Origin of the sequence: Chryseobacterium soli, from assembly GCF_000737705.1 — a bacterium.
Taxonomy (GTDB): Bacteria; Bacteroidota; Bacteroidia; order Flavobacteriales; family Weeksellaceae; genus Chryseobacterium; species Chryseobacterium soli.
Genome location: NZ_JPRH01000002.1, coordinates 1 through 25,321, shown reverse-complemented (window position 1 = coordinate 25,321; position 25,321 = coordinate 1). Strand labels below are relative to the sequence as shown.

Annotated in this window: 26 protein-coding genes and 1 pseudogene; 13 read left to right on the top strand and 14 right to left on the bottom strand. The window is 36.3% G+C overall.

Translation table 11 applies throughout. The annotated features are described in order from the left end of the window. Positions 1-5 precede the first annotated feature (5 nt). From IW15_RS05400 to IW15_RS05390, 3 genes are all read right to left on the bottom strand, one after another. The gene (locus IW15_RS05400; RefSeq protein ID WP_034709914.1) at positions 6-617 is read right to left on the bottom strand and encodes a hypothetical protein; all 612 of its coding nucleotides are present in this window, start codon (positions 615-617) and stop codon (positions 6-8) included. Between the two features lie 23 nt (positions 618-640). Then, positions 641-1,369: a hypothetical protein gene (locus IW15_RS05395; RefSeq protein WP_034710269.1), complete on the bottom strand. Its 729-nt coding sequence runs from the start codon at positions 1,367-1,369 to the stop codon at positions 641-643. 78 nt (positions 1,370-1,447) lie between these two features. After that, the gene (locus IW15_RS05390; RefSeq protein WP_034709913.1) at positions 1,448-2,068 is read right to left on the bottom strand and encodes a DUF5715 family protein; all 621 of its coding nucleotides are present in this window, start codon (positions 2,066-2,068) and stop codon (positions 1,448-1,450) included. A gap of 218 nt (positions 2,069-2,286) precedes the next feature. Here IW15_RS05390 and aqpZ point away from each other — a divergent pair, with 218 nt between their 5' ends. After that, positions 2,287-2,997, top strand: coding sequence for an aquaporin Z (gene aqpZ / locus IW15_RS05385; protein WP_034710268.1), 711 nt, complete (start codon positions 2,287-2,289; stop codon positions 2,995-2,997). Between the two features lie 95 nt (positions 2,998-3,092). On the opposite strand, the gene IW15_RS05380 is transcribed toward aqpZ, so the two are convergent. The 7 genes from IW15_RS05380 to queD form a co-directional block, all read right to left on the bottom strand. Continuing rightward, on the bottom strand, positions 3,093-3,908 hold the full coding sequence (locus tag IW15_RS05380; RefSeq protein ID WP_034709912.1) for a hypothetical protein: 816 nt from the start codon (positions 3,906-3,908) through the stop codon (positions 3,093-3,095). Between the two features lie 27 nt (positions 3,909-3,935). Further along, entirely contained in the window at positions 3,936-4,427 is a 492-nt protein-coding gene (locus IW15_RS05375) for a hypothetical protein (RefSeq protein ID WP_034709910.1), read from the bottom strand. 50 nt (positions 4,428-4,477) lie between these two features. Next, on the bottom strand, positions 4,478-5,119 hold the full coding sequence (locus IW15_RS05370) for a hypothetical protein (RefSeq protein ID WP_034709909.1): 642 nt from the start codon (positions 5,117-5,119) through the stop codon (positions 4,478-4,480). Between the two features lie 164 nt (positions 5,120-5,283). Further along, positions 5,284-5,829, bottom strand: coding sequence for a hypothetical protein (locus tag IW15_RS05365; protein ID WP_034709908.1), 546 nt, complete (start codon positions 5,827-5,829; stop codon positions 5,284-5,286). 51 nt (positions 5,830-5,880) lie between these two features. Beyond that, positions 5,881-6,867 (bottom strand): LuxE/PaaK family acyltransferase, encoded by a 987-nt coding sequence (locus IW15_RS05360; protein WP_034709907.1) that lies wholly within the window; start codon positions 6,865-6,867, stop codon positions 5,881-5,883. 203 nt (positions 6,868-7,070) lie between these two features. Next, positions 7,071-7,841, bottom strand: coding sequence for a UDP-2,3-diacylglucosamine diphosphatase (locus IW15_RS05355; protein ID WP_034709906.1), 771 nt, complete (start codon positions 7,839-7,841; stop codon positions 7,071-7,073). A gap of 26 nt (positions 7,842-7,867) precedes the next feature. Continuing rightward, the gene (queD, locus tag IW15_RS05350; protein ID WP_034709905.1) at positions 7,868-8,311 is read right to left on the bottom strand and encodes a 6-carboxytetrahydropterin synthase QueD; all 444 of its coding nucleotides are present in this window, start codon (positions 8,309-8,311) and stop codon (positions 7,868-7,870) included. A gap of 62 nt (positions 8,312-8,373) precedes the next feature. Here queD and IW15_RS05345 point away from each other — a divergent pair, with 62 nt between their 5' ends. The 4 genes and pseudogenes from IW15_RS05345 (at position 8,374) to IW15_RS22980 (ending at position 9,822) form a co-directional block, all read left to right on the top strand. Next, positions 8,374-9,177, top strand: a complete 804-nt coding sequence (locus tag IW15_RS05345) for a hypothetical protein (protein WP_034709904.1) — start codon at positions 8,374-8,376, stop codon at positions 9,175-9,177. A 9-nt stretch (positions 9,178-9,186) separates the two neighbouring features. Continuing rightward, entirely contained in the window at positions 9,187-9,348 is a 162-nt protein-coding gene (locus IW15_RS22700) for a hypothetical protein (RefSeq protein WP_165585165.1), read from the top strand. Between the two features lie 87 nt (positions 9,349-9,435). After that, positions 9,436-9,582: pseudogene (locus IW15_RS23200) on the top strand (WG repeat-containing protein); the annotation flags it as partial. 15 nt (positions 9,583-9,597) lie between these two features. After that, complete coding sequence (locus IW15_RS22980; protein WP_034709902.1) at positions 9,598-9,822, top strand: hypothetical protein; 225 nt, start codon at positions 9,598-9,600, stop codon at positions 9,820-9,822. 48 nt (positions 9,823-9,870) lie between these two features. Here IW15_RS22980 and IW15_RS05335 read toward each other — a convergent pair whose 3' ends face one another. The 3 genes from IW15_RS05335 to aceB all read right to left on the bottom strand — a co-directional run bounded on the left by IW15_RS05335 (position 9,871) and on the right by aceB (position 13,431). Next, entirely contained in the window at positions 9,871-10,260 is a 390-nt protein-coding gene (locus IW15_RS05335) for an acyl-CoA thioesterase (protein ID WP_034709901.1), read from the bottom strand. Positions 10,261-10,475: 215 nt separating this feature from the next. Further along, a complete protein-coding gene (aceA, locus tag IW15_RS05330; protein ID WP_034709900.1) occupies positions 10,476-11,756 on the bottom strand; it encodes an isocitrate lyase in 1,281 nt (426 codons plus the stop codon). Positions 11,757-11,856: 100 nt separating this feature from the next. After that, positions 11,857-13,431 (bottom strand): malate synthase A, encoded by a 1,575-nt coding sequence (gene aceB / locus IW15_RS05325; RefSeq protein ID WP_034709898.1) that lies wholly within the window; start codon positions 13,429-13,431, stop codon positions 11,857-11,859. A gap of 127 nt (positions 13,432-13,558) precedes the next feature. Here aceB and IW15_RS05320 point away from each other — a divergent pair, with 127 nt between their 5' ends. The 6 genes from IW15_RS05320 to IW15_RS05295 all read left to right on the top strand — a co-directional run bounded on the left by IW15_RS05320 (position 13,559) and on the right by IW15_RS05295 (position 19,954). Continuing rightward, complete coding sequence (locus IW15_RS05320) at positions 13,559-15,034, top strand: helix-turn-helix domain-containing protein (protein WP_034709897.1); 1,476 nt, start codon at positions 13,559-13,561, stop codon at positions 15,032-15,034. Positions 15,035-15,151: 117 nt separating this feature from the next. Then, positions 15,152-15,805, top strand: coding sequence for a ComF family protein (locus IW15_RS05315; RefSeq protein ID WP_034709896.1), 654 nt, complete (start codon positions 15,152-15,154; stop codon positions 15,803-15,805). A gap of 327 nt (positions 15,806-16,132) precedes the next feature. Next, positions 16,133-17,674 (top strand): RCC1 domain-containing protein, encoded by a 1,542-nt coding sequence (locus IW15_RS05310; protein WP_034709895.1) that lies wholly within the window; start codon positions 16,133-16,135, stop codon positions 17,672-17,674. A 190-nt stretch (positions 17,675-17,864) separates the two neighbouring features. After that, the gene (locus IW15_RS05305; RefSeq protein WP_034709893.1) at positions 17,865-18,305 is read left to right on the top strand and encodes a helix-turn-helix domain-containing protein; all 441 of its coding nucleotides are present in this window, start codon (positions 17,865-17,867) and stop codon (positions 18,303-18,305) included. Between the two features lie 142 nt (positions 18,306-18,447). Beyond that, the gene (locus IW15_RS05300) at positions 18,448-18,786 is read left to right on the top strand and encodes a transposase (protein WP_034709892.1); all 339 of its coding nucleotides are present in this window, start codon (positions 18,448-18,450) and stop codon (positions 18,784-18,786) included. Positions 18,787-19,459: 673 nt separating this feature from the next. Next, positions 19,460-19,954 (top strand): helix-turn-helix domain-containing protein, encoded by a 495-nt coding sequence (locus tag IW15_RS05295; protein ID WP_034709891.1) that lies wholly within the window; start codon positions 19,460-19,462, stop codon positions 19,952-19,954. Between the two features lie 45 nt (positions 19,955-19,999). Here IW15_RS05295 and upp read toward each other — a convergent pair whose 3' ends face one another. After that, positions 20,000-20,650: a uracil phosphoribosyltransferase gene (gene upp, locus IW15_RS05290; protein ID WP_034709890.1), complete on the bottom strand. Its 651-nt coding sequence runs from the start codon at positions 20,648-20,650 to the stop codon at positions 20,000-20,002. A gap of 151 nt (positions 20,651-20,801) precedes the next feature. Between upp and IW15_RS05285 the strand changes: the two genes are divergently transcribed. Both IW15_RS05285 and IW15_RS05280 read left to right on the top strand, forming a co-directional pair. Further along, complete coding sequence (locus IW15_RS05285; RefSeq protein WP_034709889.1) at positions 20,802-24,722, top strand: Pls/PosA family non-ribosomal peptide synthetase; 3,921 nt, start codon at positions 20,802-20,804, stop codon at positions 24,720-24,722. 15 nt (positions 24,723-24,737) lie between these two features. Next, positions 24,738-25,220 (top strand): GNAT family N-acetyltransferase, encoded by a 483-nt coding sequence (locus IW15_RS05280; protein WP_034709888.1) that lies wholly within the window; start codon positions 24,738-24,740, stop codon positions 25,218-25,220. Positions 25,221-25,321: the final 101 nt, after the last annotated feature.

The following is a 25,321-nucleotide window of genomic DNA, read 5'->3' as shown; positions in this document are numbered from 1 at the left end:
TAAGGTTATTTCTTTAATTTTAAAAAGGTATAAATGATTGATATATATAAAAAGCAGCAAAGGAGATTATTGACATTCCAGATCAGGTATACCTCATCATTGGAGAAGGTTTTAAGCTGCCGGAGCAGAAAAAACACAAATACTGAGACGGCGTAATACATGAATATAAAGGCATCTACCAACAGGAACCGGTCATTGATTTTGGTCTTTTTAATCTCCGTCAACAGCGAATATCCCACAAAGGATATTACGATGATATTCGAAATTACTTTTTTAAGCTCATTCGTTCCTATATTGTTTCCAATAAGGAAATAGCCGATAGCAGCTACAATTGGAATGTACCAGTAATACGACAGGTTTGATTTCTTTATAAACAGAATTCCAAGTATCAAAAGTTCTCCTGAAACATAGAGAGGATATAGAAAATCTACATTCTCCAACTGTAAAAGATAAATTGAAATTTTGACAATACTTTCTATCAAAAAAAGAAAAATGATATAATACACATACCATTTTTCTATATTTTTTAAATGCTTAAATTTTATAAGTCCAATTAATGCACTTAGAACAAGAAAGCCGTTATTCAAATAAAGTATTACTTTAAAAGTATCCTCCATTTACGTTATCTTTTATTAAATTTTTATATTCTGCAAATCGGAGGACACGGCTGAGACCAGTCGTATGTATTCGAAATAGTTTGTGCACTTCCATTGTTTTCTAATACCTGATAGAAAGAAATGAAAATTAAGGTCACTAACATTCTCTGGTAAATATCGTTGTATTTCAGTCCGAATGAACATTTAATCTGTAATAATCCTGGTTTATCAGGACACAGATCGGTTGCCGGCACATAGAATCTTTTAAATACTCTAACTCCTTCAAATTCGGTGCATTCTAAGTAAAACCAATCCATTCCTTCGGTTCTCCAAAGTTCAATAGCCGCAACAGCCTTATCCTGAGACATAATAGGTCTGTCGGTAACAGGAAGAATCATACTTTCGTCATTATCCACTCTGCGAAGATCACTCGAAAGTACAGAATTTTTAACGATGGTGTATTCTTGTTTCTCCTGAAGTGTAAGAGTTCCGTCAAGTGGGCAAAGCGTACTGAATGCATAAGCTGGCATCGCTTTTCTCTGGCCTTTCTCATCAAGCGGACAAAAAATCAATATAAGTTTATCGTTGTAGATCCCCACTTCTGTACAGAAGTCTTTGTATTGGTTATTTTCCCTGATCCAATCGAGTTGTTCTTTTGGCATTTCAAAAATGTAATTGGTAGGAATTAATTTTTCGATAGCTGTGAAATCAGATACGCAACTACTCCACTCAGCGGTTGCAAGAGTATATTCATCTCTGTTTAAAGTTGTCATAAGCATGGTTTATTTAGTGGCATAAAATTATGCAAACTAAATGTGCTATGCAAGTAAACCGTTTAATTTGAATTTTAATTAATAATTCCTTACCGTAACATGATAACAACTCTGCTGCCTTTCTTTTATGTAATAAATTCTACCGGTGTTGACATAGTAATTTAAAACTTTCTCCAGAGCAGCTTCCATCTTGGGATTGTATTTCAAGACATCATTGAATCGTATATAAGAAATATCGAAAGAATTTCCATAGTTGTGCGAGCTTATTCCTAACGAAGCATTAGAGTTTACTCTTCTTAACCGGCACTGATCTTCGAGGGTTCGGGTAATCGACGAAACGGTAAAAGTATGCCCCTTGGTTTCTTTACTGAATCTGGAACCCATTTTCTCCAGAGTGGCTTTGGCTTTAGAAACCATGTATGGCCTGCTGTAATCCAGTTTTTGAATGCGGTAGCCTTTGCCGTTTTTTTTCACTTTATGAAACTTCCCGTTGTTAATATATTTCTGTACGGTTTTGGCATCTTTCAGCAGAGTCACTCCAAAACTTTTTGAAGCATCGATATGCGGTTTATAAAGAGCACTGGGCTCCACCTTCAGAACTTGTGTAAAGTCGTAACAAGGAAAAGCCTTTTTAGAGGCTTGCGAATAATGAAAATTATAAAGAAAAGGCACAAATACCCAACAAAGAAACTTTCTCATTAACCGTGCATTTAAATGTATTAACGAAAGATAAACATTTATGTTATATCATTCAACCCAGAACAGAAACCTGCTAAAACAAAATCCATAACAAAATTTAAACCAAATTGCTGAATGTTCAAATTTACATCCCCGAAATCTGAAATATTTTTGAAATTTATCTTTTTATTTTAAGATTTAAATTTTACATTTGAAATACATTTAAAGTAAACAATATGATAAAAAAATTTTTTGCTGAATTTTTCGGCACATTTTGGCTTGTCTTCGGAGGTTGCGGTAGCGCGGTTTTCGCAGCGGGTGTTCCAGACATTGGCATTGGCCTTTTGGGGGTTGCTTTAGCCTTTGGTCTTACCGTTCTTACGATGGCCTATGCTGTCGGTCACATTTCCGGAGGTCACTTCAATCCGGCTGTTTCTTTCGGGCTTTTGGCAGGAGGAAGATTTCCGGCAAAAGACCTTGTTCCTTATATTGTAGCTCAATGTTTAGGAGCACTTGCTGCAGCGGCATGTTTGTACGTTATCCTTAACGGTGCCGGAGCAACCAACTTCTCTAAACCCGGAGATTTTGCGACCAACTTCTACGGCGAAGCAGTGTACAATGGAAAAGCATTCAGTATGGGTGCGGCATTCCTAGCTGAGTTTCTATTAACCGCATTTTTCCTGATTGTAATTTTAGGCGCAACAGACAAATGGGCTAACGGAAAATTTGCAGGTATTGCTATTGGTTTGGCATTGACGTTAATTCACTTAATCTCTATTCCTATCACCAATACTTCTGTAAACCCGGCGAGATCTCTTTCGCAGGCTGTTTTTGTAGGCGGGCTCGCGATGTCGCAGCTTTGGTTATTCTGGGTAGCTCCTATTTTAGGAGGGGTAACCGGAGGATTAATCTATAAATTCTTATTGCAGAGAGAAACTGCAGAAGCATAACGTAACAATACATTTTAAATAATAATTTTTCAAATAAACTATCTCAAAATGAGATAGTTTATTTTTTTCCTGTTCTTCAACACAAAACGGCATCTTTATTTAAAATATTCAACGACTGTATAATTCCCGTCGTTATATTTATCAAGTAATTCTTTAAGATAATATTTATGCTGTACCCCTGTTAAAATCACTATTTTTTTACCTTTATACTCATTTGCTTTTTTAATGATGTTCAGCGACATTGTATTGTTCCTTAAATCCCAGAAGTTGCACCAAAGCTGGTATCCGTCACGGTATGAAATCTTTTCTCCATTAGGCTTTACCACAAACTTACGGGCAAAAATTTCCTCCGAATTAGAAACCTTCGGTATTTCATGATGCTGTACAAACTGACGGTATCTGTTAACGGATTCAAAAGTCAGAGAGTTCAGTGTTTTGATATCTGACTGTGCAAAATCTTTTAAGGCAGTATTGGCCTGCTGGTATTTTTCATAAATGATGGTATTCACCGGGCTCAGTGCATTTTTCTTGTACAAGCTGTCCATCAGTTTTATAGTGAGATTATCCGTAGGAACCATTCCGTTATCTTTTCGGTATTGATTTCTTCCTTCAAATTCGAAAGGCAGATTAAGGGTTTTGGGATATTTCTTTGAATACAATAAGGCTGCACTTACTTCATTTGAATTTTTAGACATGCTTTCTTTCTGAAAATCTTTCATCTGCTCACTGTCAAGTTCCTGCAGGATGACATCCGGTTGTATGGTATTCAGGATTTCAAAGAGCATTTGCGGATTTAAGATTGTTGAAGGTTCATGAACGGTTCCCAGGATATAAATTTGTGTTTTACCTGAATACTGGGCATGATAAAAACCCGACACCACCACCAAAAGGCCTAAAAAAAGATTCTTCATTGTATATGATTAATTTGTAATCAGCGATTATTTAATTTTCTCTAATTCTACCAGGCCATAATGCAGCCATATTCCAAAAATACCGGTTTTCGTAAAAATTTTTTCTTCTTTATTAAATTTGACTTCCGTATTGGGTTCAGTCTGGCAAATAAAAAAATGGCCGCCGTCTATACAGTTCATTTTTCCATTTTTATGTAAATCCGTCCAACCGAATTCTGCATAGGCATCTTCTTTATTTTTTATGTCAAATAAAAAACGGTTAACGATCTGTTTTTCCTTATCGCCCCCTTTTGCAGAAGTCAGTGTCCAGCGCACAAGATCAGATTCATACTTAGCAGGAACTTTATCCGGATCTGCATCGGCAGTTTTTGTGATTATTAAAGTATCTGCATCTGCCTTCTGCCCATCATTCTTTGAGGTCACCACATAACTTCCTGACCACAGATCATTCCCGGTCTTTTTTTGTGCATATGATATATTGCATATTATGACCGTAAAAAGGAAAAATAATTTATTCATTGAATTTCTTTTTAAAGATTGACATCTGTATTTCAGTACGACTATTTTTTTCAGTTAACAATTTCATCCAAGGTTATCCCAGTTTCCTCAATATCTCCACCGTCAGGATGAAAAATCCGTAACGACCGGTGATCTCTGTCATCTATGTATAAAATTCTTGTGTTTTCGTAACCAATTGTTAAACCATCTGAAAGTTCTTTATACTGAAATTTTTGGGAATCTTCTCCAATAACTGCCAGCATTGTATTGGCAAATCCTTTCAGCTGGCTGATGGTAAGATAGAGATTCCCATCCACATTAACTTTCTCACAAAGTTCATGAAGGTCGTAAAGAATAAAATCCTCTTCATCTGAAAAAACAGAAAAATGAGGCTTAAACTCATTACTGGTTAGATATTCAAAATATGGAAGTGGGATTTCAATTTTTGCTTTATTGAGAACAGCCGTCAATTGCTTTGTCGTCTTTTTAACTTTTTTCTTTGGCTCGTTCGGATTTAAATGTCCGAATTCATCTGCTTCCCACTGTACGGTATCAAACTTAAATTCCCTTGAACAATTGGGACAATGAATGATCATAAATGTCATTTTCTTTTCCACCGCAGATTGTAGAAAATTATAATCAAATTTGCTCAGTTCTTTTGGTTCAAATCTTTTTCCGCAATCCCACGAATAAGGGCAGATCATTTCTTTCATATTCTTTTCCTTTTGATAAAAACGGTTTAAAAAGTTACAAAATGTATGTAAATCTCACCGAATCAGACTATTTCATTCATTTGAAGCTAATATTCAAAACTCAGATGTATCCCGGACTAATGTACAAAAGAAAGCATAAAAAATCCTGCCGGCAGACAGGATTTCTATTTTTTCTTTTTAATATCAAATGGATTTTTAAAAATAAGCTCTTCATGTTTTCCTTTGATCTCCATTTTACGCTGAATCAGATTTAAAGCCATTTTCCGGATAAACAGATCTTTATCATTCAGTTTCCAGTAAGAGTCTTCATGTACTTTTTTTGGATTTCGTATCAGATAAAATTCAGTTTCCCAGGTGTCTGCATTATGATAAAACTCTATAATTCCACAGTGTTCCGGAATCGCCGTATGATCCACCATTCCCATTGGAAGTAAAAAGCTGAAGGCATTACACACATAATCTCCAGAGGATATTTTATCGTGCTTCAAAAATTTTTCTCCGGTTTCAGCATTGATATATGATTTTTTGAAATCGTTTTTGAAATCACTTTTTGAAAGTTTGATCTCAATTTCATGACTGCCTCCATCTGAATCTATAATTAATATATCCGCTTCCCAATCACCCTGGAAATGATTAGTCAGCACAATTTCTTTTTCAAAATCGCAATGATAATGGATGTAGGCATGGACAAGTTCTTCGATCTTCAGCACCTTAGTATAATTATCGATTTTTAATTTGAATATGGATCAGGCAATTATGTATTATGAAACCAGCAGACTGCATCCGCGAATATCAGAATGGTCTATTCTTCCCAACACCTGAAAAGTATCACCGGTTTCCTTTCCCAGATCCTGAGTGGCAATAAATGAACAGGAATGGATATTCGCCAGATCGATAATATTAATAGCCCCGGTTCTTCCTTCTTTCTCATATGAAAAAGGGTCTTCAGCATTTCTTACCATGATCTTCATCCAGTTTGGACATTGATATTCGTTATTTCCAAGGGAATATGCCTGGGAAAGCAATTCTGTCATGGAATATTCAGAATAGATTTTTTCTGTCTTAAAGCCGTTCTGTAAAATTTTCAGCAGTTCGTCTTTTGTCATTTCCTCTTTTCTGCCTTTCATACCGCCTGTTTCAATCACCACTAAATTTTCAAGAAAGTTAAGTGATTGTTCGTTCTGCTCTGAATGGCAGTAGTCCAGAAAATCCAGCAACGCAAAAGAAACTCCGAAAAGAATTACTTTTTTATCATTCAGACTATTTAAAAGTTCCACAAGCTCCGAATGGTTATAAAGGAAATACCCATTTTCAGGTTTACCAGATTTTTCCATCAGATAATCTACCATATAAATCAGGGAAGAGTGCTGTTTCTCCAAATAACTTGGAAGCAATCCCAGAAAAATAAAATCTTCAGGCTTTCCGATAAACTGCTCAAAACTTTTATAAATACTTTCCTGATATATATTCTGATCTGCAATGTGATGTTTGGACAAATTCATCTGCGTAGTTCCTGAACTTTGAAAAAAGAGGTCTGACGTGACATTTTTGTCCAGTATCTGATGATTTTTAAACATCTCTATTGGCAAAAACGGAATTTTTGCCAATGTCTGTACCTCATCCGGATGGATTTTCAGAAAATCCACGAACTTCCTGTACACCTCAATATGATCATACTGATAACGGAAAGTTTCCAATGCTGCTTCCAGGAAATCCTGCTCTGTTTGTATGCTGAATATATTTTTCAATGCTTATACAAGTATTTTGTAGGTCTTTTATCGATTGATTCGGGAACGCAATTCGCTAAAAAACTTTTTTTAATATTTTTTTAATATCATCTATTCTACTTTGGTAGAATTCTTGCAATTATAAAATCGGAATATGGATTAAAAACAAGAGTGGATTTCGGTCCATTCGAAAGTTACCTCTTTTAAGGGGTAATTTTTTTTGCTTATTTGTCAAAAGTTTTTAATTCAAATTTTTCCTCAAAAACCCCGTAGGTAAAGTAAGAAATCCAATCTCCAAGGTTGATGTATTGAGATTCTTGTCCCAAATCCAGCACCATTGGAAGATGACGGTGTCCGTAAATGAAATAATCAATTTTCTGCGTCTTCAGCTTTTCTTTGGAATAGATGATCAAAAATTCTTTGTCTTCCCCCAGAAATGCTTTGTCCTCATCACCGGAAATCATTTTATTTTTCTGTGACATGTATAAGGCAATCTTCATTGCAATATCCGGATGCAGCCATTTAAAAAACCATTGGGCAACAGGATTGGTAAAGACCTTTTTCATTCTTTTATATCCTTTATCACCTGGTCCCAAGCCATCTCCGTGAGCCAGTAAAAATTGTTTGCCACCCATTTCAAAATACTGTTTCTTATAAAAAACAGTACATCCGATCTCTTCTTCCAGATAATCCTTCATCCAGAGATCGTGGTTTCCTACAAAAAAATAGACGTGAATACCTCTGTCTTTCAGTTCAGCGATTTTCCCGAGGACACGTACATATCCTTTCGGGATCACATGCTTCCATTCATGCCAGAAATCAAAAAGATCGCCCATCAGAAACAACACCTGAGCATCTTCTTTGATCTGATCCATCCAGCGGATAAATTTCTCCTCACGCACCTTGCTCTGCTTAGGATCCGGCGCACCGAAATGCTGATCTGATGCGAAGTATACTTTTTTCCCAGGTTCTAAATTGATGGTTGTCTTTAACACCGGCTTGTATTTTGTAAGGTCAGTTATTAATTATCTTCTGCAAACCATTCTCCGTAAGAATTTTCGGTCTCATGAAGCTTAAGGTAAGCCAGAGAAATATCTGCAGGAAGTTTTGATTTTATTTTAGCAGCAATAGCATACAGCATATTTTCACAGGTCGGCTGAAAACTGCAATAGATTACTTTATGACCTTTTTCTTCAAGATCTTCTCCCAGTTCTTTATGCGGAGAAAGCGCATTGAGTAAAACGGCATGATCCCAAACATCTACAATTTCAGATTTCACGATCGTTTTAATATCTCCAAAATCTACAACCATCCCATTCTTAGGGTTTTCCATATCATTAATAGGTTTTCCTTTCACTGTCACAAACAGTTTATAGGAATGTCCATGCATATTTTTACATTTACCATCGTAATTATACAGTACGTGGGCTGTTTCGAATGTAAAAATTTTTGTAATACGTATCATAATGCAAAGATAAGGCTTAAGTTTGAAATTAATTATTTTAGCTTTGATTTAAAATTACAAAAATGGACCATGATCAAAATGATTCAACGTTTAAAATAGCCCATAACTTTTTAAGGTCTTATCTTGATAAGGATCCTCTTTATTCTGATGAAGAAATTCAGGAACAGAAAAAATCAGAACTTGAAAACAGATTTGATTATAAGTTTATTCTGGATCTGGATTTCCGTGAGTATCTTGAAAGTGTATCCTTCGAACATCACACAAACAAAGATTTTACAGCAACTTATCCAGTAATGGTTGAAAACGGCCTGCATTATCTTCATCATAAAGATAAAAAACATTCCTTTTCTGTTCTACGGGAATACCACAATTCCCTGTATCAGGCAAATTTCGATATTAACAGAATTACCAAACCTTTTAATGAATTTTTTAACAAAAATTATTTTCATCTGGCAGGAGTGATGAACCTTAAGAATAACAGTATTCTGATTCTCCCATTTTTTAGCGAAATAAGCTATTATAAAGATTTCTGTGTATTTTGCTGTACCATGCATCCCGATAACCAGGAAGATGTTGGAAGTTTCATTAAAAAACTTTTTTATTTTGATGCAAAAGGACGTTTTATAAAAGAAGAAAAAGGACATATCCCAAACCATATTCCAACGGTTGCTTTTAATGAGCAGGACAATACTTTTACTGAGATCAGTGTGAAATATGCTGAAAAAATTCATTCCCATACTTTATATACAGTCGAAGAAGGACAAACCTTCAGTGTGGTTAACCATCAGAATGAGTTTTTAATCGATGGATTTTATGAAAAGTTATTCGTTAATGACTCTTTAGATTATGTTTTCACGCAGCATTAAAATGATATTTTGCTTCATTCTCTTACCCATAAAACCAAAGTAAAACTCGCAGAAGGACAGCTTGTAGACCAGAAAAATACCTTCATCCGGTTTTTTGATATTGATAAAAAATGGGGACTTCTAAAGAATGAGACTTTTGAAACAAGACCCGAGTATGATTACTTGGACTAGACGTTTGATGCCACAAAATTAAAAGCGTTTACAGGCGATTTCTCATGGACCCATTCTGACGAATTTTATGACCATGTTAGCCATAAAATCACTGATTTAAATGAGGATTATTATACCAGCTACGGTAAAATATTAGGGAAAGGCCAATGGGGAATCGTTAATTTAAAATCAGAAGTCATCATACCCTTTGAATATGAATGGATAGAAGAACTGACCCCCAATTTATATCTTGCCAACAAAAATGGAGAAGTGTACAGATTTGACCTGGATCACGAATACAGTCAATGGAAAAAGCATGAAGTATATTATGATGAGCATGCAGTAATGGGTGGAGAATGGTATATTCTGGACCTGCAGGGAAATGTCATCCAAAAGCTTACCCTACAGAAACTGAATGAATTATACTCTTCTGAATATACTAAAAATGAAGAGGAATTTATAGAAAACAGAGGTGTTACAGCTTATAAGTTCTGATTTCAAAAATAAGAAAATTGAAGTATTGAAAGAATCCCGGAAAATCTATTATTCAAAGATATTTCCCAGCCAATCTTCACCCAGCCGCTTCACTTTTTTTGTTTCCATATCCACTAAAACCCAAAGTGTATCAGAATCTACAACAAGCCGGTCATTACAATAAAATTCAACTTTTCTGGGCTGCTTAATTCCTTCAGGTGCTTTCGGATAGGTTTTTACGGTGATCATATCATGTAAATACACCTGCTTTTTGTATTGAATGTGATGATCTACAAGCATCCATCCATCTTTTGCATATTCTGTTTTATCTTTTACAGACTCCCAATGTTCAGCAGCAATTTCTTCTACCCAATGTACATACTGCACGTTATTGACATGGTTAAGCTGATCAATGTGATCTTCGGTTACCTGTATTTGTTTCTGATAGATTAAACTCATTATTGTGCGGCTTCATTATTAATCAAATATATAAATTTTTATTTTTTCAAACGGCATGCTAAACATCATGCAACTGGGAATCTTCAATGAACAAAACGGGTTAAAACCTGTTTCTATTGATGAAAAATACCTTTTAACTGAAATATTTTAAATAAAAAACCTTCCCCATATAGAGAAGGTTTACCTAAAAATTGTATTAAATATGGGAAAATGATTTAATGGAACTGGGCTGTTTCTGTAGAATCTTTCATGGCTACAGTTGTTGAAGAACCACTGGTTACCACATTTTGAACTTCATCAAAATATCCGGTTCCCACAAAAGACTGATGTTTTACAGCTCTGAATCCTTTCTGCTGCAATGCAAATTCACGTTCCTGCAATTCAGAATAACCAGCCATACCTCTTTCTTTATACGCTAATGCCAGTTCAAACATTGCGGTATTGAGTGCATGGAAACCAGCCAGCGTAATAAACTGGAATTTATACCCCATTTTTGCAAGTTCTTCTCTGAAATTCAACATTTCATCTACTGATAGTCTTGCTGCCCAGTTGAAAGATGGAGAACAGTTATAAGCTAGCATTTTACCCGAGAATTTTGAATGGATTCCTTCTGCAAATTTCCTTGCCAGTTCCAGGTCAGGATTTGAGGTTTCCATCCAAATCAAATCGGCATACGGTGCATAGGACAACCCACGGTCAATCCCCTGCTCTACTCCATTTTTTACGACATAAAACCCTTCGGAAGTTCTTTCTCCTGTTACAAATTTTCTGTCACGTTCATCAATATCTGAGGTCAGAAGATCCGCGGCATCTGCATCCGTTCTGGCAATAATAACACTTGGAACTCCCGTTACATCCGATGCAAGGCGGGCTGCAATAAGTTTATTAACAGCTTCCTGAGTAGGCACCAGTACTTTTCCTCCTAAATGCCCGCATTTTTTAGCAGAAGAAAGCTGATCCTCAAAGTGCACAGCGGCAGCTCCGGCCTCAATCATTTGTTTCATCAGTTCAAAAGCATTCAGGTTTCCTCCGAAACCGGCTTCCGCATCAGCAATGATCGGAACTAAATATTCCCTATCACCAGTACCGTTTACAGACTGGATCTGATCTGCTCTCAACAAGGCATTATTGATCTTTTTCACCACCGATGGTACAGAATTAGCGGGATATAAAGACTGATCGGGATACATTTCACCTGACAAATTCGCATCTGCAGCCACCTGCCACCCTGAAAGATAAATAGCTTCCAGACCGGCATCTACTTCCTGAACCGCCTGATTTCCGGTTAAGGCACCCAGTCCTGCAACATAATCCTGGGTATTTAATTTTTCCCAGAATTTCTTCGACATTTCTGTAGCAATGGTGTAATCGATTTGGTAAGTACCTCGAAGTTTTACTACATCTTCTGCCGTGTATGGTCTCTTTACTCCGCTCCAGCGGGGATTGGTAATCCAGTCTTGTTCTATAGCCTGGATTTGTTCTTGTTTTGTTTTCATATTTTTGGTTGTTGGTTAATGGTTGACAGTTATTGGTTATTGGTTATTGGTTGTTAGTTGTTAGTTTTTGGTTTTTGGTGTTTAGATTTTTGATTTTGTTTTAAATAAACGGATATGTCTTTAAAGTCAGGAATTCTTCAAATTTTTCAGAGAAGATCAATTCATTGAACAGCTCTTTGGCGAGATTGAATTTCCCGTTTCTGAATCTTTCTTCCCCCACGTATTTTTCAATGTGGTCCAGTTCTTCGAGCTCCCACTGAAGCACCATAGCCCGGGTTAATTTGCGGTCATCACTTAGTAATGTTTCATTTTGCAGCCACTGCCAGATCTGCGTTCTGGAAATCTCTGCGGTAGCAGCATCTTCCATCAGATTGTAGATGGCAGCAGCACCAGTTCCCGTCAGCCAGCTTTCAAGGTACAGGATACCTACATTGATGTTTTTACGTACGCCTTTTTCGGTCACTTCTCCTTTGGGGATTTCAAGCAGGTCAGCAGCTTTAATCTGATAGTCAAATTTTTTATCGATCTGATTTTGCAAAGGCATATATTGGTCAAAAATATCTTTCGCTACAGAAACCAATGCCGGATGAGCTACCCAGGTGCCATCATGTCCATTTTTCACTTCCCGTTTCTTATCATTACGTACTTTTTCAAAAGCAATACTGTTGGCTTCATAATTATCTTTTACCGGGATCTGGGCCGCCATTCCGCCAATAGCATGTACATTTCTTTTGTGACAGATCTCAATCACCCTTTTTGAATATGCCTCCATAAAAGGAGTTGCCATCGTTACCTGATCCCTGTCCGGAAGGACAAATTGTGGAAGGTTTCTGAATTTTTTAATGAATGAAAAAATATAATCCCATCGTCCGCAGTTTAAGCCAGAGCTATGCTCCTTGAGCTCATATAAAATCTCATCGATCTGAAATGAAGCAGTAATTGTTTCAATCAAAACTGTTGCTTTAATTGTTCCTTGCGGAATTCCCAGATAATTCTGGGCAAAAACAAATACTTCATTCCACCATCGGGCTTCTTTATACTGCTCTAATTTTGGCAGGTAAAAATAGGTTGCACTTCCCTGCTCACGCAGCTTTTCTATATTTCTGAAAAAATAAATTCCGAAATCTACCAGTGAAGCAGAAGCCTCTTCCCCGTTGATCTCTATATGTTTTTCCTGAAGATGCAATCCTCTCGGTCGAACCAGAAGAATTGCGACTTTGTCATTCAACCGATACAATTTCCCCTGTTCATTTTTGAAATCAATATTTCTGTTAATGGCATCAGAAAGATTAATCTGTCCCTGAATACAGTTATTCCAAGTCGGAGAATTACTGTCTTCAAAGTCTGCCATGAAGGTGGAAGTCCCCGCGTTCAGGGCATTGATAATCATTTTCCGGTCTACAGGTCCTGTAATTTCAACCCTGCGATCCAATAAATCTTCCGGAAGCGGCGCACACGTCCAATTTCCGGTCCGTATTTCTTCCGTTTCTTTTAAAAATCCTGGAAGATGTCCCTTGTCAAATTCCAGCTGTACTTTTTTTCTTTCCTCTAAAAGATTCAGTCTTTTGGAATTAAAATTCTGATGTAGCTCCACAAGAAAATCCATTACATCGGAAGTGAAAATTTCTTCAAAATGTCTATCTGACTTTATTTTTAATTGAGTTCTGGTTTCCATAACCTATTGATTTTGTGATTTGATATTACAAACTTAAATAAAAACATTCAATAAATAGCGAACGTTCGCTAAATATTTTAAAAAATTATTATGCGTAAAATCGCTTTCAATTATTTATATTTGAATCATGAATTCGGAAAGTGACTTTATCAAAACGGTTTTTGGGCTAAAACTCAAGCAGCAGAGGCAAAAGAAAAACTGGTCTCTGCAGGACCTTGCGGTAAAGACAGGATTGTCAAAATCTTATCTTAACGAAATCGAAAATGGGAAAAAATATCCAAAACACGACAAGATCATTCAACTTTCAGATTCGCTGGGCTGTACTTTTGATGATCTTGTTTCCACCAAACTTGATAAAAGCCTGGCTCCTTTTAATGAAATCCTGCAATCGGATTTTTTTAAAGAAATTCCCCTGGACCTTTTCGGAATCAATAAAAACAACCTGATCAGCATCATCAGCGATGCACCCAAAAAGGTTACTGCATTCATTAATGCATTGATAGAGATCTCCCAGAATTATAATTTGGGAAAGGAGCGTTTTTATTTTGCAGTCCTCAGATCTTTTCAGGAATTGTATGACAATTATTTTCCTGATATTGAAGAGAAAGCCATTCAGTTTGCCCGGGAAAACCAGCTCCAACCCGGTCAGGATTTAAAAACCGAAAAGCTGGAAAATATTCTTATTGAAAAGTTTAATTATACCATCCGCTCGGAAAATTTCGAACCATTCGGGACGCTGGAACATCTCCGTTCTTTATTTATTCCGGAGAAAAAATTACTTCTTCTCAATGACAGATTAGAAAAAGACCAAAAGATTTTTATCATCACCAAAGAGATTGCTTTTAATGTTTTAGAGCTCAAAGCCCGTCCCAACACCTACTCATGGCTGGATTTCGGAAGTTTTGAAGAAATTCTGAATAATTTTTACGCCTCTTATTTTGCGGGAGCTTTGCTTATTTCAAAAGAACAAATCATTGCCAAAACTGCTGAATTCTTCCTTCAAAATACCTGGGAACCGAAAAGTTTTGAAAACCTCATCGAAGAATTCACCCAATCTCCGGAGACTTTTTATTACCGGTTAACAAATCTCCTCTCGTCGGAAATGGGAATTAAGGATTTATTTTATTTATGTCTGGTCAAAAAGAAAAATTCAGATAAAATTCAGATTTTGAAAGAACTCCATCTGAACCATCAGCAGGCCCCTCATGCGAATGCCACCAATGAACATTACTGCCGCCGTTGGATTGCTGTGAAAAACCTTCAGCACTTAAAGGAAAATGAAACCTTAACCGGTGCCCAGATCTCTCATTACAAAGATCAGGGTGTGAGCTACCTGGTGATTTCCACTTCACAGAAAAATCCGTTTTCCGATGGGAGCAACAGAAGCTACTGTCTGGGAATTTTACTGAACTCACAGACAATTAAAAAAATAAATTTCATAAAATCCCCTTCTCTGCAAACAATTAATGTCGGCGTCACCTGTGAATCCTGCAGCATTGCAGATTGTGAAGTTCGACAGGCTCCTCCTATCCGTCTGGAAAAGGAACATTTCAATCTAAGTATGAAGAATGCTATTGAAAAAATCAGGAAAGAATTCGAATAATTTTCAATTGACAGTAAGAAGTAAAATTATTTAAATTTTCTTATCGTTCTGTAATTCAACACCTATCCTATGTAATTTTATCATTAATAAATCTTATATTAGTGATAAAAACACCCAATGATATTAGATTTATTTTTTCCGGACCGTTGCATTCACTGCAACAGAATCATTGATGCCCATCTTTTAGTATGTAATCTCTGTTTCGATCAGATTCACTTTACTCACTTTTCTTATGACAGTAATAATCCGGTTAAGGAGAAATGCAGATTGCTGTTTCCTGTTGAAAATGCCTATGCTTTGATGCAGTTTGAAAAAGAAAACCTAAGCCGAAAAATCATTCACGAACTGAAATACCGAAGCCGGGAAATAGCCGGAAAAGTTCTTGCAGAATGGGTTGCGGAACGACTGGACTTTGAGGACGAAAAACCGGATCTGCTGGCAACCGTTCCTCTGCATCCCAAGAAGCAGAGGGAAAGGGGGTATAATCAACTGCATGTATTTACGGAAATCTTGTCAGCTTTCTACAACATCCCTTTTGATCATCATCTGATCAGCCGGAATCATTATTCGAAAGCCCAGGCTTTGAAAGACAAACAACACCGCCTGGAAACCGGAAATGCATTTTCTCTCACAAAAAATATTACCGGAAAGCATATTCTTTTAATCGATGACGTTTTCACAACCGGAAATACCGTAGCAACTATTGCGTGGGAAATCTTAAACGCAGGAGATAATAAGGTGAGTGTTTTGGTGATGGCTGGGGATATATAAAGACACTTTTAGCCTGCATCTTAAAAACAACTATTTTTTATCTTTTACAATAACAGCAATATATATATTGTTAAATAAACAAGTTAAAAACACTAAATACACCAGTTATAACAGATATATAATAAAACAAAATCGGTATAAAATAAAACATAAAAGAAAATGTCTATAAAAAAATATTGATAATCAGCAATTTATAACATTTACTAATCACTACAAAAAACAGGTACTCAAAATTATTTTGTACTACATAATTTTGTCGAGTAATTCTTTGGCCAATAAGAATCAAACAAAATGGTCAAATTAAAATTCAATTAAAAACACAAAATTATGAATGTAAGAAAATTTTTTTTCCCAGCATTAGTATTGGGTTACATTGTTGGCGTAAAAGCTCAAGTGGGAATCAACACTACAACCCCACAAGGGATCTTTCACATGCAAAACACCAATTCTGCAAAACAAATGGGAGTGGTAATGCCGATTGTGGATTCTGCATCAATTACCTTAACCCCAAGCAGCACAACCCCTGTAGAAGCTACGGTAGTATATGATAATACAGCCAAATGTCTAAAGCTAAAAAGAGATGCAACCTGGACAGACTGTTTATTAGACAAAGCCGGTGTATCATCTGTGGTCAATCAAATTTTAGCTGGAGGCAACACAGGCGTACCTATTACTGCCTTAAAAATTGCAGCAGGTGATCTATACTTTGACAATCTTTTTATTAGCCGTGAAGACGGATATGTATATGGAATGGGATACTCTACCCTTAGATCTTTAGCAAAAGCAGATGGCCCCTATAAACCCAGCATCCTTTTAGCGAGGCCGGCAGTAGATATTTCTGCGGGTTATGCCAATGGTTTAGCTGTTCTAAAAAATGGTGAGCTCTGGGCATGGGGATATAATCCTTATGGATCTCTTGGGCTTGACCCACTTTCAATAGTGAATGGTACTTATCCATACAATCCTGTATCGATGGTTTCAAAAGTACCATTGCCAGCAGGAATTAAAGCTGTACGCGTGAGAACCTTCGGCAACTCACATACATTTGTATTAGGAGATGATGGCCTGCTATATGCGGCAGGGCAAAATACCAATTACAGAACAGGTTTAGGGACTAACACCGGAAATACAACAGCATTTACCGTACTGCCTTTTTTTAAAAATCTGAAAACCACCACAGGAGTAACGGTAGTCGATTTTAATGGTTCTGAGAACTTTGGGCAAGGAGTGGCTGTAACTTCCGATGGCAAATTATATGTTTGGGGAAATAGTAACAATACCCAAAGAAACCTAGCTTCAGCTACCCTGAACGGTGATATTGCAACCCCAACAGATGTAACGGCTAATTTTAATTTATTAGCAGGGGAAAAAATTATCCGTTGTGTGGTTGATGGCTACCAAGGTCTTGCTTTAACCAACAAAGATAGACTGTACGGATTTGGTTATAACCTTGCAGGTGCTATCGGATTAGGATCTAGTAATAACTTTTCACCAACAGAAATTACCATTACAGGTAAGCTTACAGACGGAACTGATCCTATTATGGATCTAGCCATAGAACAGAATGCAGCCATTGTATCTACCAAACTTAATATATATGCAACAGGACAAGCCAACGGAATCAGTGTATTGGGAGTAGGTGACAACAACAACCGTTCAGCATTTACCAAAATGTCAATAGCTACTATTGTTCCTACCACCTATACCTATGGTGAAGTTGCGCTAGGTAACTATACTTCACTTATTATTTCCGGGACAGCAGCAGCACAGGGCGGCTCTAAAGTATACGGTTCTGGAATTGGTTATTATAACTCTCTAGGAGGTTCTGTAACCTATCCTATTAACAGTCCTGCAAATGTTACCTATTAGAAAAATTACAAATCTTTAAATTTATCTTCAGCCTAAGTTAATCAATGCGTTAGTTTTTCATAGGCTTATTATATAACCATTTACTTTGGCTGAGGATTTTTAAAGCAGGTATACATTACTCTACAGATATTCCCCATCGGAAGATTCTATTATTTATCAATAACAACTTGTCATAAACAATTCAACGGATATGAATAGTCATTTTAAAAATATTCATCTAGGATCACTAATAAAAAAAAGATCCGAAGAATTAAAAATAGAAATGTCCCGTATCTGTAATTTTTTACACTGTACAGAAAAGGACATAGAAGAAATGTTTCTTTGCAAAAGCTTGGATTCAGAAATCTTATTACGCTGGAGCAAACTGCTTGGGTATGATTTTTTCAGACTGTATTCCCAACATCTGATTCTATATGCTCCCCCGGCAGCAGTGAGTAAAATAAATTTACCAGTACAAACTACGAACCTCCCACAATTTCGTAAAAATATCTATTCCAAGGAAATCATAGATCATATTCTTGAAATTATAACTAATGGTGAGAAAACGAAAAATCAGGTAATAAAAGAATATAATATTCCTAAAACTACGCTTTATAAATGGTTTAATAAATACAGTAAAATTGAAGTCTAAGTTAAAAACATTGTAAGCAAACAGACCCTTTGTAATATAAAACAATTTGAAACTGATTTCTTACTGTATCTCGATTCTAAACACACAAATGACTTTTTAATATAAGAACGCAATTTCAACTTTGGAAATTACATCCAGAACTATGAATAAGAAAAAAAGAGAACAGCCAAATTATAAAAGTATTTACACTGATATTATTCTTAAAAAATTCCCCCAAAAAAAAGATTTAGGTAATTCAATATTAAAAAAAGAAGAACTTTCTATTTTAGATATTATCAAAATTAACGAGTTAATTTCTGAAACTACAGATAAAGAGAACCTCCATTTTAATCAAAGCCATCGATCCTATAATAAAGCTGCTATCTTTGAGATTTTGGAATACCAAAAGAAAAATAAATTGAATAATTCTCAATTAGCACGACATTTTAAATTGAGCAGAACCACTGTTGCTAAATGGAAAAAGTTATTTATAAGTAAATAATCTAAAGACAGATTCATCATAAATACATAGAAAAAAAACAATTTAACACATTAATTATCAACAATTTAAATAAAACAACTTAAAAAAATTCACTTATATAAAATCCAATAAAAATAGATCTATTTTTATTGGATTTTATATTTAATTTTATTGAATAAATAAAAGTGACTTATTATTTTAATAGCATTATGAATAATATTTATTTAATATCGAAACAAAAAAAATTTATACTGCATCTCATAGCATCTATAATAGGCATTCTTATTTTTTACACAGCCTTTTTTTACTATACAAAATTATATTTAGAAATGATTTATTGTATGATATTCATTCTGGCTATTGGCTATTCCTTATTCATCATATCTAATTTTAATTTTAATTTTAAATCAACCCTTAAAATAGGGTTAATACTATTTTCGCTAGGACAGTACCCTCTTGTTTTACTATTATGGCCATACAACAGTTATTTGTGGTATCTCACCATTTTGATTATCATATATAGAATGTACAATTATAAAGTATTTGCCTGTATTTGCCTGCTTTTAATAATCGTTATTCTTACAACACCTTTTGTTTCAGAATTTTACGATTAAATCTAAATATTACATTATCCGAAGAAGCAGGCTTAGTCCTAAAATTAAGTCCTCTTATTTTTATTATCCCCCAATCTTTAATGGTTATCCATTATTTCAATTCATTCTCAAAAATTGAGAACCAGGCTGCTGCTTTAATAGAAAACAACAATAATGTAAGGGACAATAAAGAGGAAAAAGAAGATATCAATAAGGACGAAAACTTTTACGAAAATGAGAAGTACAAGGTTTTATACCAAGAAATCATTGAATATTTTGAAAAATCAAAACCTTACAAAAATTTCGATTTTAACATCCAATCGCTTGCTAAAGCTTTACAGACCAATACCTCTTATATTTCCAGAGCAATTAATATCAAAAATGAAAAAGGTTTTAAAGGTCTTTTAAATTATTACCGTATTGAGCAGGTAAAAAAAGATTTCCTGAACAATCATCAAAAAAAATATACTATAAAACACATTTATACAGATGCAGGATTCAGCCACCAGGCATCATTTAATCGTACCTTTAAAGAACTAGAAGGGATGACACCAAACGAGTTTATTAAAAATATTAAACGAAAAAATAAATTATGATTGCTATTTTCGAATTATTTCATGAGTTCTTATAAAGTCAAAAAATTATCGCTGAAGTTTTTCACCATAGCTTAAATCTCCTGCATCTCCCAACCCTGGAGTGATGTATCCTTTGGTGGTTAGCTGCTCATCAATAGCGCCCACCCATATTCTTGCATCAGGATACGCATTCTGAATGGTTTCAACTCCCTGCCTGGAAGCAATTGCTGCTACGATATGCAGCTGGGTAGGCTTTCCGTTAGTCAGCAGGTCTTTGATGGCTTCAATCAGGGAAGCTCCGGTTGCCAGCATCGGATCTGCAACGATCAAAGGTCTTCCTTCGATATTCGGACACGTTAAATAATCCTGTTTGATAGAAAAATAATCATTGGCATCATGCTTTCTATAAGCAGCTACAAAACCGCAGTCTGCTCTGTCTAAATAATTTAAAATCCCCTGAAACAAAGGAACCCCAGCCCGTAAAATGGTGGTAATAACAGGCTGTACTGCTATTTCTTTTACTTTGATAGTATCTAAAGGAGTCTGAATTTCAACCTCTCTTTGTTCTAATTCTTTACTGATTTCAAAGGCGGCAATTTCTCCGATACGTTCCATATTTCTACGGAATCTCATCCGGTCATGCTGAATTTCTACATTACGAAGTTCGTTAATCCATTCATTAACAAGAGAAAAGTGTTGCGATAAAATAGTAAGCATGAATTTTTAAGATTTTAATTACAGTTAGTCGATCTAAATCCCTGCAAAATTACAACTAAAAAACGAATTTGAATATTGAGAGTCGGGAGAAATAGGTATATTTATAAAAGTTTCCCAACCCTACTAATGACCAAATAAAAATAGATATTCAATGATGAAAAGCTTGATTTTAGGAAAAATTTCTCCTGAATTGATAAGAGATGAGACCCTTCCGGAATTATTGGCTCCTACTTTTGAAAAGTACCGTGATAAAACCGCTTTTATATTTAAAGATAAAAAACTAACTTATGGAGAATTAGACAGTTGGAGTAATGCCGTCGCTCTACAGCTTCAGCAGGCAGGTATACAACCGGGTGACTGTGTAGGTGTCTGGTATCCAAGAAGTCTGGAGCTTCCTGTTGCTATACTAGGAATCATCAAAGCAGGGGCTTCCTATATTCCTCTTGACAGGGAAATGCCTGAAGACAGAATAAAAAAAGTGTTCAGTGACATTCAGGTTAAGACCTATTTTTCAGATACCGACGCAGGTATTCATTGTCAGCCTCTTTCCATAGCTCCACAGCCTGAGCATCATATTCCTTCTTTGCCTACGTATCATTATCCTGATCATTGGGCCTATGTACTATTCACTTCCGGAAGTACAGGAAATCCTAAGGGGATCCCGATCTCCCACCGAAACATATGCCACCTGATCCGTTCTGAAGAAGATTTTATAGAAATAAAAGATACCGATATCGTTTACCAGGGATTTTCTGTGTCTTTTGACATGTGGTGTGAAGAGGTATGGATCAGTCTTTTTGCCGGAGCAACGATTTGGATCGCTGATGCTCTTACTGTAAAAGCGATTGATGAGCTGAGTGATGTTTTAACTCAAAATAAAATTACTGTACTGCATGCAGTTCCCAGTATTTTAGCCATTATTGATGAAGTACCCGGTATAAGGCTCATCAATACCGGTGGCGAAGCTTGTACAAAACAGGTGCAGGAAAAATGGGCAAAACCGTACAGGATATTTATTAACAGCTACGGTCCCACCGAAACCACTGTTTCTTCCAATATGGCAATATTGAACAGTCAGGAAGAACTTACCATTGGAAATCCGCTTCCGAATTACCACATCGCTATTGTTGACGAAAATATGGCTATTGTACCGAGAGGAGAACGCGGTGAAATGATCATCTCAGGACCCGGAGTAAGCAAGGGCTATTTTAATCTTCCTGAACTTACCGAACAAAAATTTCTGACTAATCCTTTTCCTGAACTTCCGGGTGACACTATTTACAAAACCGGTGATGCCGTACTGATACGGGAAGATGGATTTATTGAATTCCAGGGCAGAATAGATGATCAGATCAAACTTCGTGGCTATAGGATTGAACTGGGTGAGATAGAAACCCGACTGAATCAGCTTCCCGGCATTTCTTCAGCAGCAGTGGCTGTTAAAGAGGATTCCAATGAACAGGGACAACTTGTAGGCTATGTAGTCATGAACAATGCTTCCTGGTTTGATGAAAATGAAATGCGGAAAGAACTGGCCAAGTTTCTAGCACCGTATATGGTTCCTATTTCGATCATCAAAATGAAGGAAATGCCAAGGATGCCGAGCGGAAAAATCGACAGAAAAAGACTGCCCGTTCCTGAAAGCTTTAGTCAGCATGAAAAGAATGAGGATATTAAAATTGATGCTGAAGGTTCTATAGAGGAAAAACTTATTCAGACGCTTCAATGGGTGTTTCCTGGAAAAGATATTAATCTGGATCATGATTTTTTCACTGATCTGGGCGGACATTCTTTGCTGGCTGCTACCCTTGTTTCGCATTTAAGGCAAAAAGCGGGAATTCCCTACGCTTCTTTAAAAGATATTTATGAAAACCGGCCGCTGGCTGCTTACGCTGAATGTCTTAAAATCAAACATACTGAAGAACCGACAGTTCAGGAACCTTTCCAAAGGGTTTCCACTTTTCAGTATTATGCCTGTAATGCGGCGCAGACCGTTTGCCTGATGGCTATATTTGCTTTATTCAGCATTCAGATATTTTTTCCTTATTTAAGTTATTATTATTTTCAGATTAATGGGTACGGAACAATGTATGCCCTTCTGAGTGCAGTTCTTCTGTATACTTTAATTCCGCCGGTGTATTCCATTATTATTCTTTTAACGAAATGGCTCGTTATCGGAAAAATTAAAGAAGGTGACTATCCGCTTTGGGGCTGGTATTATTTCAGATGGTGGCTGTGGAAAACGGTTAAAAGACTGATGCCTTCTGAATTTATTGTAGAAACTCCTTTATATCCGAAATATCTGAGATTATTAGGCGTAAAAGTTCATCCGAGTGCACAACTCAGTCTTTTGCCTATTGCAGCTGAAGATTTGGTAACGATTGATGAAAATGTGACTACAAGTTCCGGATGCAGTATTGATAATGCCTCTGTTGAAAATGGTATTTTAAAAATAAGAAAAGTACATATCAAAGCGCACTCCTATCTTGGATCCTCAGCTATTGTATGTGGCGGAACAACGATTGAAGAGTTTGGAGAACTGCAGGACCTCAGCTGCCTGAATGAAGGAAAAACCATTGGGTTTGGAGAAGTCTGGGATGGTAGCCCCGCTGAGAAAATACGGGTAAAAACTGCCGAAGAAGTAGAAACTCCGGTATTATCCTCCACCGGAAAAAGGAACCGGTATTCTCTTTTATATGCCTGTTCTTTATTTTTCTTTCCACTCCTTATTGTACTGCCTTTGGCTCCTACTCTGTATACGCTATATTATCTGGACGACCGTTCTCCTGATTACAATTTTTATTATCTGTGGCAGGCTCCGATCCTTTCAACCGTTTATATATTACTGTTCATTGGTGTAGTCAGCCTTGTTACAAGACTTTTGCAGTACAATATGAAGCCCGGCATTTATCCGGTTTACAGTTTTATGTATTACAGAAAATGGGTGAAAGATCAGATTTTTAATTTATCACTTACCATTGTCCACCCTCTGTTTGCGTCGATCTATATCAGTAAATTTTACAGAATGATGGGAGCTAAAGTTGGTAAAAATTCAGAAATATCGACAGCGAGTGATGTTTCGCATAACCTATTGGAGATTGGGGAGGGTTCATTTATTGCCGATGCGGTAATTCTTGGGGAACATGATGTACGAAATGAAAAATTAATTTTAGCAAAAACAAAAATAGGAAACAACAGTTTTGTAGGAAACAGCGGACTGATTCCGCAGGGATATGAGCTGAATGATAACATGCTGATCGGTGTTCTAAGTAAAGCTCCCACTGAAGAACAGCTTAAAAACTCGTCTGAAAAAGATTGGTTCGGATCCCCTCCTATCGGACTTCCTTCGAGACAAAAATCAGAATCTTTTAAAGACAGTCTTACGTATAATCCGCCTTTCCGTCTTCAGCTGGCAAGAGCTTTGGTTGAGGGCATCAGGATTATCCTTCCGCAGACCATTATCATTATCTGCAGTGTTTTATTCATTGCTTATACGAGCAATTACCTGGAAGGAAAAATCCATTATCTGTTTATATTCGCTCCGTTTTACTATTTGGGAATCGTTGCTCTTCCTTCATTTTTCTTTACCGTTCTCCTGAAATGGATATTGGTAGGAAAGTATAAAAAGACAGAAATGCCGATGTACAGTTTTAAGGTGTGGATGAGTGAGGGAATTACCACCATTTATGAGGCACTGCCAGTAATCTTCTTTCTGGATTTCCTTCGCGGTACGATGTGGCTGCCATTTTTTATGAGATTTCTGGGGGTAAAAATCGGTAAGAGAGTATGGCTTAACACCACTGATATTACAGAATATGACATGGTAACCATAGGTGATGAAGCCATGCTGAATGAAGATTGCGGTCCGCAAACCCATCTTTTTGAAGACCGGATTATGAAAGTAGGAAGTGTGAAAATTGGCAACCAGACGACCATACATTCACGGACTATTATTTTATATGATACCGAAATCGGTAATAATGTGAATATTGATGCGCTTTCTCTTGTGATGAAAGGAGAATCTCTTTCTGATGACACTTCATGGCACGGAAGCCCGTTAAGAGGAAAATAATTTAATCAAACACTTATGGATTACAGTATAAAAAAAATTAAAATTGCCGACCACCTTCCCATTGTAGATGAACTGGTGGGTGAGCTTCATGTTTCGGAAAAAGAAATGAATGATAAAACTGCGGACTGGAGCCACATCCGGGATCATTATCTGCGTTTTATGATGGATTGTGAAGAAGAAAACGACGGTACTTTTCTTATTGCATCTATTGACGAAAAACCAATCGGTTTTCTATTCGGATATATTGATGAAAAAGACGACAGTAATTTTGAGCTTGGAGACGCCGATGACCTGTATGTTTCTGAAGGTTATGTAAAAAAGGAATACAGGAAACAGGGTATTTACTCTGCGTTGAATAAAGCCTTCGAGGAAACCTATTCAACTTATAACATCCGAAAAATCTACCGTTTCACATTATGCAATAATGATACAATGCAGCGTTGGCTGGCGACACAGGGTTATCAGCCCGTAAGGTTATTGTATGAAAAATGGCTTTAAAAATTAAAGTAAGAATATACAATTTTACACCAGACGGTATGATCTGCTTATTTCTGCTGTCATTCAGAATGTAACGAAGTGAAATGAAGAATCTAATCTAT

What these genes read in the sequence shown, in the direction of transcription:
- IW15_RS05400 (WP_034709914.1), bottom strand. Translation starts at nt 617, where the DNA reads ATGGAGGATACTTTTAAAGTAATACTTTATTTGAATAACGGCTTTCTT.
- IW15_RS05395 (WP_034710269.1), bottom strand. Translation starts at nt 1,369, where the DNA reads ATGACAACTTTAAACAGAGATGAATATACTCTTGCAACCGCTGAGTGG.
- IW15_RS05390 (WP_034709913.1), bottom strand. Translation starts at nt 2,068, where the DNA reads ATGAGAAAGTTTCTTTGTTGGGTATTTGTGCCTTTTCTTTATAATTTT.
- IW15_RS05380 (WP_034709912.1), bottom strand. Translation starts at nt 3,908, where the DNA reads ATGAAGAATCTTTTTTTAGGCCTTTTGGTGGTGGTGTCGGGTTTTTAT.
- IW15_RS05375 (WP_034709910.1), bottom strand. Translation starts at nt 4,427, where the DNA reads ATGAATAAATTATTTTTCCTTTTTACGGTCATAATATGCAATATATCA.
- IW15_RS05370 (WP_034709909.1), bottom strand. Translation starts at nt 5,119, where the DNA reads ATGAAAGAAATGATCTGCCCTTATTCGTGGGATTGCGGAAAAAGATTT.
- queD (WP_034709905.1), bottom strand. Translation starts at nt 8,311, where the DNA reads ATGATACGTATTACAAAAATTTTTACATTCGAAACAGCCCACGTACTG.
- IW15_RS05345 (WP_034709904.1), top strand. Translation starts at nt 8,374, where the DNA reads ATGGACCATGATCAAAATGATTCAACGTTTAAAATAGCCCATAACTTT.
- IW15_RS05335 (WP_034709901.1), bottom strand. Translation starts at nt 10,260, where the DNA reads ATGAGTTTAATCTATCAGAAACAAATACAGGTAACCGAAGATCACATT.
- aceA (WP_034709900.1), bottom strand. Translation starts at nt 11,756, where the DNA reads ATGAAAACAAAACAAGAACAAATCCAGGCTATAGAACAAGACTGGATT.
- aceB (WP_034709898.1), bottom strand. Translation starts at nt 13,431, where the DNA reads ATGGAAACCAGAACTCAATTAAAAATAAAGTCAGATAGACATTTTGAA.
- IW15_RS05320 (WP_034709897.1), top strand. Translation starts at nt 13,559, where the DNA reads ATGAATTCGGAAAGTGACTTTATCAAAACGGTTTTTGGGCTAAAACTC.
- IW15_RS05315 (WP_034709896.1), top strand. Translation starts at nt 15,152, where the DNA reads ATGATATTAGATTTATTTTTTCCGGACCGTTGCATTCACTGCAACAGA.
- IW15_RS05310 (WP_034709895.1), top strand. Translation starts at nt 16,133, where the DNA reads ATGAATGTAAGAAAATTTTTTTTCCCAGCATTAGTATTGGGTTACATT.
- IW15_RS05305 (WP_034709893.1), top strand. Translation starts at nt 17,865, where the DNA reads ATGAATAGTCATTTTAAAAATATTCATCTAGGATCACTAATAAAAAAA.
- IW15_RS05300 (WP_034709892.1), top strand. Translation starts at nt 18,448, where the DNA reads ATGAATAAGAAAAAAAGAGAACAGCCAAATTATAAAAGTATTTACACT.
- IW15_RS05295 (WP_034709891.1), top strand. Translation starts at nt 19,460, where the DNA reads ATGGTTATCCATTATTTCAATTCATTCTCAAAAATTGAGAACCAGGCT.
- upp (WP_034709890.1), bottom strand. Translation starts at nt 20,650, where the DNA reads ATGCTTACTATTTTATCGCAACACTTTTCTCTTGTTAATGAATGGATT.
- IW15_RS05285 (WP_034709889.1), top strand. Translation starts at nt 20,802, where the DNA reads ATGATGAAAAGCTTGATTTTAGGAAAAATTTCTCCTGAATTGATAAGA.
- IW15_RS05280 (WP_034709888.1), top strand. Translation starts at nt 24,738, where the DNA reads ATGGATTACAGTATAAAAAAAATTAAAATTGCCGACCACCTTCCCATT.